A 10,428-nucleotide genomic window follows, 5' to 3' on the forward strand; every position below is an offset into this window, starting at 1 on the left:
GTTCCTGGTTGGGGCTCTCCCGCATTTAAACCACTCCTTCACACCCGCCCCCGGGCCCCCGGGCCGGCCGCCCTTCGGACGCTTCCTCAGATCCTGCACGCTTTCCTCGGACGCTTCCTCAGATCCTGCGTGCTTTACTCAAACGCTCCTGCAGGCCCCGCCAGCTGTCAGGACGCGTCGGGGGTTGGTGCGACGGGATGTGAGGAAGGGTTTGAATCGTCGGGGTCCGCCCGGGAACATTAGCCGGCCGGGCGCCGTTGTCTGTGGGGAGCCGTCTCCGGCTCAACGCCCGAACCACAGCAAAGGACACCTCATGCCCCAGCGCACGATCGTCATTACCGGCGCCAGCGACGGCATCGGGGCAGCAGCCGCGCGGAACCTGGCGCGGGCAGGGGAGCGGATCGTCGTCGTCGGGCGTTCCCCGGAGAAGACCGCAGCGGTCGGAGCGGAACTGGGCGCCGACTTTTTCGTCTGCGATTTCGCAGAGCTGAGGCAAGTGCGGGAGCTCGCTGCGGCCTTGCGTGAAAGGTACCCGCGGATCGACGTCCTGGTGAACAACGCCGGCGGGATCATGCGCGGCCACGAACTGACTGTGGACGGCCACGAGAAGACATTCCAGGTCAACCATTTGGCACCATTCCTGCTCACCACCGAGCTTATGGACACCCTCACCGCAAGCGATGCAAGGATCATCAACACGTCCAGTGCTGCCAACGGATTCGGTCGCCTGGACCTGACAGATCTCAACTCGGGGCGGAGCTACTCAACGAACCGCGCGTACGGAACCGCGAAGCTGGCAAACATCCTGTTCACCGCGGAACTGCAGAACCGCTACGGTAAGGACGGCATCGCGGCGGCGGCTTTCCACCCTGGCGTCGTGGCCACCAACTTCGCCGCGGAGTCCACGAGCTGGTTCCGGCATGCCTACAAGACCGTGCTGAACCGGTTCCTGCTCTCGGCCGAGCAGGGCGCCGACACGCTCGTGTGGCTCGCCACATCCACGCCCGGACGGGACTGGGTACCAGGGGCTTTCTACGTCAAGCGTGCGCTGGCGAAGGCCAACAAGCAGGCTTACGACGCCGAGCTGGCGCGAAAGTTCTGGGACCGCAGCCTGGAGCTGGTAGGAGCCTGCGAGCTCGCGGACAAGGTGGAAAGGGACAACGCCTGACATACGACGGCCGAAGGTCTCAGCCCTCGCAGCCTACCCCGTCACTGTTGCTGTCCAAGCCGTAGATGTCCGATCCGGTTACGGTCACTGGCCCCTGTACATAGGCCGGTCCGTTACCTCTGCCCCCAGCACAATCCACGTCTGAGGCGACCGGTACGCAGGCGCCGGAGTAATTAGGATCGCAGTCGGATGGTGCCGCTGCGAGCGGAGGAACGAGGGCCTGCTGGGCTGCCTGTTCTGCCGCCGCTTTGGCTGCCGCAGCTTCCTGGGCTGCCTTGGCTTCGGCTGCACGTTGTGCTGCCTCCGCCGCCTTCTTAGCAGCAGCTGCCTCCGCCGCCTTCTTAGCAGCAGCTGCCTCCGCCGCCTTCTTAGCGGCGGCCTGTCGAGCCGCCAGTTTGGCGGCCTTCTCGGCGGCGGCTTTTGCTGCCGCTTTTTTCGCTGCTGCCTTTTCCGCGGCCGCTTTGGCCGCTGCAGCCTTGGCGGCGGCCTTGGCTGCAACATCGGCGGCGCGCTTGTCCGTTATTGCCTTGGAAGCCGATGCCTCGAGCCAGACCAGGCCGCCCGTGGCATCCTCCGTGCAGATGAAGGTGTCGGCCGCCTGGGTGGTCTGCTGTCCCTCAGTTTCGCACGGCGTCGACGCGATGGCGCTGGCGCTGGGTGAAGGTGCGGCGGCCGTCGACGGAGCTGCATCTTTCGCCGGAGCCAAGCTGGCGTTGGCCCCCTGGCCGTTTCCGCAGGCGGACCCGGCGAGCAGCAGAAGCAGACTCGGTACAGCCACCGCCCTGCCGCTCAGCCGCTTGACTGACACAGCTGGTGTCGTCCCGTCGCGCCCCCGCGACTGTTTCCCTTTCATTTGTCCCCCCAAGAGGTTCAAGTTGGATCGGCCAAGTCCGGAGAGAGCGCAGTCTGTGGTGGTACGCGATTCTCCTGCCTAATCGTGGCGTCGCTGACTTGGCGAAACCTTGAGGGTCTGCAAGGGAAGGCCCCCAGATTGAGGTGCCTGCGGGAGGGTTTGGCGTTGGGCGGCGGGATGTGAGGGAGGGTTTGGCGTTGGGCGGCGGGATGTGCGGGAGAGTTTGGGCTGGGGTCAGCGGCGCAGGCGCAGGCCCTCAAGCGCCTCGAGGGCTGCGGCTGAACGGCTGATGGCCTGCTCGAGCCCGGCCTCGGATTCGGGAACCGAGAACAGGTAGCCCTGCAGCGCGTCGCACTGCAGGTCTATCAGGTAGGCCGCCTGTGAGGCAGTTTCGATGCCCTCCGCGGTGACGCCGAGACCCAAGCTGTGGGCCATGTTGATCATGGAGCTGAGGATCGGCAGCTTCTCCGCCCCGGTGCGGACCATCGAGACGAAGGACTGGTCGATCTTCACTGCATCCACCGGGAGGTCCTGAAGCCGGCCCAGCGAGGAGTAGCCGGTGCCGAAGTCGTCGAGCGCAACCCGGACCCCGGCGCCGCGCAGGCTCGCAAGCTGGCCGATCACGTGGTCGTCGTCATCGAAAAACACGCTCTCGGTCACTTCCAGCACCAGTTGCCGGGGATCCATGCCGTGCGAGCCGGCCATGCCGAGCACACTGCTCGCGAAATCGCAGTCCCGCAGCTGCACGCCGGACACGTTCACGGCGAGTGAGCGCCCGGCGTTGCCGGAAAGCCAAGGCCCCAGCTGGACGAAACTTTCCCGCATCATCTGCAAACCGATCGCCGAGATCAGCCCGCTGCGCTCCGCCGTCGGAATGAACTGCGACGGCGGGACATTCCTGCCGTCCCGCTCCCACCTGGCCAGTGCCTCGAACTGGATCACCTCGCCCAGCCGCGACGACACCACCGGCTGGTAGCTCACGCTGATCTCCTCATTGTCGACGGCAAGCCGCAGACCCGCTTCCATGTCCGTCCGCTGCACCAGGGCCGTCATCATCTCCGGCTTGAACCGCATAAACCGGTTCTTGCCGGCGGCCTTGGCGGCATACATTGCCACATCCGCGCGCCGCAGCAGCTCCGATGCAGCCACCGCGTCGTCGCCCAGCGAAGCGATCCCCAGGCTCAGGCTGGGCCGCAGCATGGACCCCTCGATCCGCACGGGGACGTTGAGCGACTGCACGATCCGCTCCGCGACAGTCTCGGCATCGGTGGCCCCGGTCAGGAGCACGACGAACTCGTCACCGCCCAGCCGGGCCACCGTATCGTCGGGCCGGACGCATGCCCTCAGCCGCCGGGCCACCTCAACCAGCATCTGGTCCCCGGCGGCGTGGCCAAGGATGTCGTTGACCTCCTTGAAGTCATCGAGGTCCAGGAGGAGGACGTCGACGGCGGCAGTGTGGCTGCCGTGCAGCGCTTCAGCCAACTGGTCATGGAACAGCTTGCGGTTCGCCAGCCCTGTGAGCGGATCCTGGAAGGCCATGGCCTTGAGCTGCGCGGCCTGCTCGGCGAGATCCGCCATGGCCTGCCGGGCCTGTTCCTGGGCCCGGCGCCGCGGCGTCACATCCCGGAAGCTCCACACCCTGCCCACCACGGCGTTCCCCACCCGCTGCGGCCGTGAATACCGTTCGAAGGTGCGGCCGTCGCGGAATTCCAGGGTGTCGTGGCTTTCCGCGGCGGGGTGCGCGTAAAGCTCGTTGACCTTGTCCACGAAGCTCTCCGGGTGCGAGAGGAGACCGAGCACGTGCTCCATCACTGCCGCGTCATCGCCCGTGGCCAGCAGTTCGCGCGGGATGCCCCACATCCTGGTGAACTGTTCGTTGATGCCGGCGATCTTGCCGTCGATGCCAACTACCAGGATTCCATCGGCCGTGGACTCCAGGGTGGCGCTGAGCAGAGACATCGCTTCCCGCAGCTCGGCGTCGGCCTCCTGCCGGTGAAAGGTGGGCCGGATCGAGGCAACCAGGCTTGGGCCGCCGTCGGACTCCAGCAGCGAGCAGGCCACCTCGCCGTGGAACTCCGTGCCATCACTGCGCAGGCCGTAGGACTCGAAAGGGGTCTGCGCAGCGGCACCGTCTCCGGACCCGCTGCGCAGGCTGGCGAAGAGCCGGTCGAAACCGCTACGGTAGCCTTCGGCGAGGAGCATCCGGTGGTCCTGGCCCACGAGCTGAAGCCTGCCGTAGCCGAAGAGCCGCTCGGCGGCGGCATTGGCCTGGGCGATGACCCCGTCGCCGTCCACCACCAGCACTGCGTCCGGCAGCGCGTCGAACAGGGCTGTGGAACTGCCGCCCGGATCCTTCTCAGGGCGTGGGGAAGCCGCCGTCATGCCGCCGTTGCGTGAGACCGCGAGAAACTCATTGAGCGTCCACCCCCTCACCTCGATCATAGAGGTTGGCTTCGGCGGACTCGACCCTTGATCTGTGACGGTTGCCTTGGTTTCGACAAGCTCAACCAGTGGGCGCAAGCTCAACCAGCGGGCGCCTGCTCGGCCAGCGGGCGCAAGCTCAACCCGCGGGCGCAAGCTCAACCAGTGGGCGCAAGCTCAACCCGCGAGCGCCTGCTCGGCCAGCGGGCGCCAGCTCAGCCGGCGGGGACGTGCTCGGTCAGCGGGGCGGCCTGGGTGCCGAGTCCGCGCACCGTCCAGCCTTCCGCCTGCCACGCCGCGGCGTCCAGCACATTCCGCGCGTCCAGCACCGTCCGGCGTCGAACCAGCTGCCCGACGGCGGCCGGAGACAGGCCGCGGTATTCGGCCCATTCGGTCAGCAGCAGCACCAGCTCAGCGCCCTCAAGCGCCCTCGTGGCAGAGGCCTCGAACCGCAGCTGCGGATAGCGCATCCACGAGTTGTTGATGGCCTTCGGATCCGTCACCGTGACGTGCGCACCCGCCGAGGCGAGCCGGAGCGCGACGTCAAGGGCGGGGGAGTCGCGGATGTCGTCCGTGTCCGGCTTGAACGCCGCGCCCAGCACGGTCACGGTCCTGCCGGCGATCGAGCCGCCGCAGAGCTCCCGGGCAACGTCCGCGGTCCGGGCACGCTGGCCGAGGTTGATGGCGTCCACCACGCCCATCCAGTCGTCCACGGACCGGACCTCCAGCGCCTGAGCCTGGGCCCGGAAGCTGCGGATGTCCTTGGGCAGGCAACCGCCGCCGAACCCCAGCCCAGCATGCAGATACCGGTTGCCGATGCGCGGATCCATGCCCATCGCCTCGCTCAGTTCGGTGACGTCGGCGCCGGCGGCGTCGCACAGTTCCGACATCGCGTTGATGAAGCTGACCTTCGTCGCCAGGTACGCGTTCGACGCCGATTTGATCAGTTCCGCCGTTGCGAAATTGCACACGAGCCGCGGGATGCCGGCGCGCAGCAGCGGTTCATACACCGCGTCCAGCACGGCGGTCACGCCCCGCGCCGGTCCCTGCATGCCGTCGCTGCGGCGCCCGAACGCGCCTTCCTTGCCGCCGCCCACCCCGTACACCAGCCGGTCCGGCACCAGGGTGTCCTTCACCGCCGTGCCCTGCCGCAGGAACTCCGGGTTCCAGCCCAGCAGCACATCCGGCCGCCCGGCGAGCATGCGCCCCAGCCTGTCAACGGTGCCCACAGGCACGGTTGACTTACCGACGACGGCGGCACCGCGGCCCAGGTGCGGAAGGAGACTTTTGGTTGCGGAGAGCAGGTAGCTGAGGTCGGCGCCGTCGGACGTCTTGGACTGCGGCGTGCCTACGCAGAGGAAGTGAACCTGCGCCCCGGCGGCGTCGGCAAAGTCAGTGGAAAAGCGCAGGCGGCCGGTGGCCCGGCCGTCGCTGAGGAGCTCGTCCAGTCCCGGTTCGTAGAAGGGGGCCCGGCCGCCGGCCAGCTGCTCGACGCGTGCGGGATCGACGTCGATCCCCACCACCGTGTGGCCCATCGACGCGAGCGTGGCCGCATGCACCGCGCCCAGGTAGCCGCAACCGATCACGGAAATCTTCACAGGGACACTCCTCGTTTCGTTTCGATGCCGGTGATCGGCTGTTCCGCTATCACCGAGCGGTAATGCCGCACCAGTTCTGCGCAGAGGGCGGGCCACGTTCGGCCCTGTACCGAGGCGTAAGCCGCCGCCGCGAACGCACGGCGCTTGGCGTCGTCGCCCATCAGGTCCATTACGTGTCCGCGGAGGCCGGCCAGATCGCCGGGCGCGTAGAGCCAGCCGGTGCGCGAATTCTCCACCAGGTCCAGGGGCCCGCCGCGGCCGGTGGCCACCACCGGCACGCCGGATGCCATGGCCTCCTGGATGGTCTGGCAGAAGGTCTCGAACTCCCCGGGATGGACGAAGAGATCGAACGACGCCACGGCCCGGGCCAGCTCCTCACCGCCGAGGAAGCCGGTGAATACGGCGCTGGGAAGGGCCTCCTCCAGCGCCGCCCGCTGCGGACCGTCGCCCACAATCACCAGGCGGGTGCCGGGAACGTCCGCCAGCACGGCAAGGTCCTCCACCTGCTTCTCCACGGCCAGCCGGCCGACGTAGCCGATGATCCGCTCACCGCCCGGCGCCACGGAAGCCCGCCACCCGTCGTCGCGCTTTCCTGGTGCAAAACGCGCGGTATCCACACCGCGCCGCCACATGCCCACCCGCAGAATCCCGCGGCCGCGCAACTGGTTCAGCGCGAAAGTGGACGGCACCAGCGTCCGGGACGCCAGGAGATGAATGTTGTCCACCCGGTTCCAGGCCCAGTTCTCCAGGAACGGCACCCCGTACCGGGCAGCGTAGCTGGGAACCTCGGTCTGGTAGATGGCCACGGTGGGGATCCCCAGCTGGTGCGCGGCCTGCGCCGCCCGCCAGCCGAGCACGAACGGCGACGCCAGGTGGACCACGTCCGGTGCGTAGTCGGCAAGGATTCTCTTGACCCGGTACACACCTCCCAGCGCCACCCGCACGTTCGTGTAACCCGCCAGCGGAACGGAGGGCAGCCGGTGTACAAACGCACCATGCACAACGTCCAGAACATCAGCGTCCGACGTCGACGGCGCAATCACCAGTACCTCATCGCCCCGCTCCTGCAGATGCTCAAGCACCCGCAGGATGGAGTGCGTGACTCCGTTCATCAGCGGCAGGAATGATTCGGCAACGATAGCGATCCTCACCCCTCAACGGTGTTCCCGGCGTCTAACCGTGCGGGGGAGCAGGCGTAACCGGGAAGGGAAGGTTGGGTTAACAGGCGGGGCTAGCGATCCTCGTGGCGGAGAACGTCCGGCAACTCGTCCACAAAAACGGTCTGCGGCGGGTCGAGGTAGATGACCAACACGTGGTCACCCACCGGAAAGACACTGACCTTGTCGAACGGGTAGGCGTGGAATGCGCTAATGCCGCCCCGGTACGGGAGCATCACCTCGCCTACGGTGCCGGGTCCGATCCGCCCGGTTACCCGGCCGATCTTCCCGGTGAGGCTCCGGTCAACGTTTCTGTGCACCATGTTGACGCCGTCCTAGGAGCTGGGCTGCCTGGGCGGCGTCGCATGGTTCTGGCCGTTCTTCAGGGCAGTCGAGAGCCGCGGCAGGAACGAGCCGGCCTGGGTGATGATCCCGCCCACCATGCTGTTGAGTCCGTCAGCGCCGTTTAGCACGGTGAGCTGATCGACATGTCCGAACGGCTCGGCCGCCGCCGCCACGATGGCGGGCATGTTTTCCGCCAGCTGCTGGGAAATGACGGCGTCCTGGTTGCTTTCGAGGGCCTCGCCGCGGGCCTTGATGCCCTCAGCCTCCGCCAGCGCTTTGGCCTTGGTGGCGGACGCCGCTGCATCGCCGCGCGCCTTCGTGGCTGCCGCCTCGGCCTCGCCGGTCACCCGGGTGGCTCCGGCCATCGCCGCAGCTGCGCTTGCGCTGGCCTGCGCCTCAACTTCCACCCGGCGGGCATTGGCCTGCGCCTCGAGTTCCGTCCGCTTGGCCCTCGCTTCGGCTGCGCTGATGTCCGCCGCCTTCTGGGCCTCCGCCTCGGTGCGCTGTGCGTAGGCCTTGGCGTCGGCCGGCTTGCGGATGGTGGTCTGCAGCTTCTGTTCCTCGCGGTCCGCCTCGAGCTTGGCCACCTCGGTTTCCTGGACCACCACCTGCTGGCGGGCAGTGGCATCTGCCAGCGGGCCGGCCTGTGCCGCATTCGCCCGTGCGCGCTCTGCGTTGGCCTGCGCGGCCGACTGTTTGATGGCGGAGACGCTCTGCGCATCGGCGATCTGGGCGGCGGCCTCGGCTTCCCGCTCCGCCGCCTCGCGGTTCCGTGTGGCTTCGGCAATGCGGGCTTCCATCTTGACCTGGGCGATGTGCGGTTTGGCGATGTTCTGGATGTAGCCGGTGGGGTCCTGGAGGTCCTTGATCTGCAGGGAATCCACCACCAAGCCGAGCTTTTCCATTTCCACGCCGCTGGCACCCCGGACCTGGGACGCCAGCTTGTCACGCTCGCGGATAATTTCCTCAACCGTCATGCTGCCGATAATGGAACGGAGGTGGCCCTCGAAGACGTTGTACACCTGGCTTTGCATTTTCGGCTGCTGCCCGAGAAACCTCCGGGCGGCATTGGCGATAAATGCAGGCGCATCCCCGATTTTGTAAATGACGACGCCCTCCACCACAACCTGGATGCCCTGGGACGTGACGCAGGAAACCTTTAGTTCCGTCTCGTTCAGCGTGAGGGACAAGGTCCGGACCGTCTGCAGGCCGGGAACCACCAGGGCGCCTTTGCCGGTAACGATCTTGAAGTCCATACCGTCGGTGCTTTCCAGGGTTCCGCGCGTCAAACCGGAAATTATGAGGGCCTCATTAGGTTCGGCCACTTTCCACATCAGCTTGACGGCCAGCCAGATAACCAGAATGCCCAGGAGCACCGAGACAACAATGATAATCAGGGGCAGGATGGCTGCCAGGTTCTCCATGGCGGTGTCCTCTCAGTGCAATTCGAAGGCCAAATGCGAAGTCCGTCATTTATCCGGCAGGAAAACCTGCCGGATAAAGCACGGGAATTGCGGTGCCGGAAATCCCCAAGGCGCCGGATTGCCAGCTGTAATAGACAGTGTGGTGGTGCGCCGGGGCATAGTCCAGCAATTCCGCCGCTTTCGGAGAGCAGACTCTCAGGGCCATCCGAGTCAGGTCCCGGCTCTGGCCGGTTGTTGCCGCCCGCTGTAGTGTCGGCGGTGATGGCCGGATCCCAATAGAGGAGCACCCATGGCATTGACCAAGGGCACCGAAGTGGAATGGAACACGCCGCAGGGAAAGACCCACGGCAAGATCGTGGAAAAGAAAACCAGCGACTTCGAGCTCGACGGCCACACCCACAGGGCCAGTGACGACGAACCCCAGTACGTGGTGGAGTCTGCAAAGACCGGGGCCAGGGCCGCCCACAAGGCCGCGGCCCTGACCGAGAAGGAAAGCTAGCTCAGGTGGCACCGGAATCCAGCCTTCCCCGCACCAGCACCCCGCCCGTCCCGCCGACGCCGGGGAGCGCGTCCCCGGCCGGCGAAGCTTCCGGACCTGCACGCAACCGCCGCCGCCGTCACGAAGTGGTGGTGATAGGCGGCGGTAACGCCGGGATCTCGCTGGCGGCGCGGCTGCGGCGATACGGTGTCGGCGACGTCGCGGTGGTGGAGCCAAGCGGCAGGCACCTCTTCCAGCCGCTGTTCTCGCACATCGGCGGCGGCACCGCCGACGCCGCCGAAGCGCTGAGACCACAGGAGTCTGTCATGCCCAAGGCGTGACCTGGATCCCGGACAGCGCCGCGGGCACCAGGAACTCGAAGGCCGGTGCCGCCCTTCGGAAGCAGACCACGGTGCTGGCGAAGAACCTCAAAGCCGTCCTTCGGGGAGAAGAGCCCAGGACCAAGTACAACGGCTACTCCGCCTTCCCCTTTACCGTGTCCCGGTCCACCGTGGTGTTCGCTGAGTTCGACGACCAATACCGGCCGATGCCCTCAATTCCGAGGGTCCACGTCGCCAAGGAGCGGCATTCCACCTGGGTTCTCGAACGCGACCTTTTCCCGGGTATCTACTGGAACCTGATTTTGAAGGGCCGGGCCTGAAAGCCGCGGCGGCTGCCTGTCTCCGGCTACCCGGCCTCCGCCTGACCACGCAGACGGCTGACCACACAAGAACGGCCGGCCCGCAAAGCGGGCCGGCCGTCGTCGTTCTTTGACCGTCTGGTGCTCTGACTGTCAGGTGTTTTGGACGTGGTCTTTGGCGTCCGTGGCGGTTGCTTTGACGTCCTGGGCGGCGGTTTGGCCTTCGTCCTTGACGTGCTGAGCGGCGTCGGTGGCGGTGGCCTTGACGTTTTCCATGGCTTCCTGGGCGGGTTCCTTCCAGCCCTGGGCCATGTCCTTGGCGGCCTCGGTGAGCTGGCTGGTCA

At 66.8% G+C, this 10,428-nt stretch carries 10 protein-coding genes and 1 pseudogene; 4 read left to right on the forward strand and 7 right to left on the reverse strand.

Going from position 1 to position 10,428, the window contains the following annotated elements:
• The first annotated feature begins 313 nt into the window (after positions 1-313).
• Positions 314-1,168: an SDR family NAD(P)-dependent oxidoreductase gene (locus AC5RWD_RS22660; protein WP_494022178.1), complete on the forward strand. Its 855-nt coding sequence runs from the start codon at positions 314-316 to the stop codon at positions 1,166-1,168.
• 19 nt (positions 1,169-1,187) lie between these two features.
• Here AC5RWD_RS22660 and AC5RWD_RS22665 read toward each other — a convergent pair whose 3' ends face one another.
• The 6 genes from AC5RWD_RS22665 to AC5RWD_RS22690 form a co-directional block, all read right to left on the reverse strand.
• Positions 1,188-1,976, reverse strand: coding sequence for a hypothetical protein (locus AC5RWD_RS22665; RefSeq protein WP_494022179.1), 789 nt, complete (start codon positions 1,974-1,976; stop codon positions 1,188-1,190).
• Positions 1,977-2,255: 279 nt separating this feature from the next.
• Positions 2,256-4,403 (reverse strand): putative bifunctional diguanylate cyclase/phosphodiesterase, encoded by a 2,148-nt coding sequence (locus AC5RWD_RS22670; RefSeq protein WP_494022187.1) that lies wholly within the window; start codon positions 4,401-4,403, stop codon positions 2,256-2,258.
• 254 nt (positions 4,404-4,657) lie between these two features.
• Positions 4,658-6,040, reverse strand: a complete 1,383-nt coding sequence (locus AC5RWD_RS22675) for a UDP-glucose dehydrogenase family protein (protein ID WP_494022180.1) — start codon at positions 6,038-6,040, stop codon at positions 4,658-4,660.
• A complete protein-coding gene (locus AC5RWD_RS22680) occupies positions 6,037-7,191 on the reverse strand; it encodes a glycosyltransferase family 4 protein (RefSeq protein ID WP_494022181.1) in 1,155 nt (384 codons plus the stop codon). Before AC5RWD_RS22680 ends, AC5RWD_RS22675 begins: the two co-directional genes overlap by 4 nt.
• A gap of 80 nt (positions 7,192-7,271) precedes the next feature.
• Positions 7,272-7,520, reverse strand: coding sequence for an NfeD C-terminal domain-containing protein (locus AC5RWD_RS22685; protein WP_494022182.1), 249 nt, complete (start codon positions 7,518-7,520; stop codon positions 7,272-7,274).
• 12 nt (positions 7,521-7,532) lie between these two features.
• Positions 7,533-8,966, reverse strand: a complete 1,434-nt coding sequence (locus tag AC5RWD_RS22690) for a flotillin family protein (RefSeq protein WP_494022183.1) — start codon at positions 8,964-8,966, stop codon at positions 7,533-7,535.
• 289 nt (positions 8,967-9,255) lie between these two features.
• Here AC5RWD_RS22690 and AC5RWD_RS22695 point away from each other — a divergent pair, with 289 nt between their 5' ends.
• From AC5RWD_RS22695 to AC5RWD_RS22705, 3 genes are read left to right on the forward strand one after another with little or no spacing between them, the layout of a single operon-like run.
• Complete coding sequence (locus AC5RWD_RS22695) at positions 9,256-9,465, forward strand: hypervirulence associated TUDOR domain-containing protein (protein WP_494022184.1); 210 nt, start codon at positions 9,256-9,258, stop codon at positions 9,463-9,465.
• A gap of 5 nt (positions 9,466-9,470) precedes the next feature.
• Positions 9,471-9,785, forward strand: a complete 315-nt coding sequence (locus AC5RWD_RS22700; protein ID WP_494022185.1) for an FAD-dependent oxidoreductase — start codon at positions 9,471-9,473, stop codon at positions 9,783-9,785.
• Positions 9,782-10,105: a hypothetical protein gene (locus tag AC5RWD_RS22705; RefSeq protein ID WP_494022186.1), complete on the forward strand. Its 324-nt coding sequence runs from the start codon at positions 9,782-9,784 to the stop codon at positions 10,103-10,105. The genes AC5RWD_RS22700 and AC5RWD_RS22705 overlap by 4 nt, the downstream gene beginning before the upstream one ends.
• Before the next feature lie 132 nt (positions 10,106-10,237).
• Here AC5RWD_RS22705 and AC5RWD_RS22710 read toward each other — a convergent pair.
• Positions 10,238-10,428 (reverse strand): annotated as a pseudogene (locus tag AC5RWD_RS22710) (DUF3618 domain-containing protein); the annotation flags it as partial.

The sequence above is a fragment of the Arthrobacter sp. CMU6 genome, from assembly GCF_059090205.1.

Coding starts and splice junctions, on each gene's coding strand:
- AC5RWD_RS22685 (WP_494022182.1), bottom strand. CDS start 7,520: ATGGTGCACAGAAACGTTGACCGGAGCCTCACCGGGAAGATCGGCCGG.
- AC5RWD_RS22660 (WP_494022178.1), top strand. CDS start 314: ATGCCCCAGCGCACGATCGTCATTACCGGCGCCAGCGACGGCATCGGG.
- AC5RWD_RS22670 (WP_494022187.1), bottom strand. CDS start 4,403: ATGACGGCGGCTTCCCCACGCCCTGAGAAGGATCCGGGCGGCAGTTCC.
- AC5RWD_RS22695 (WP_494022184.1), top strand. CDS start 9,256: ATGGCATTGACCAAGGGCACCGAAGTGGAATGGAACACGCCGCAGGGA.
- AC5RWD_RS22690 (WP_494022183.1), bottom strand. CDS start 8,966: ATGGAGAACCTGGCAGCCATCCTGCCCCTGATTATCATTGTTGTCTCG.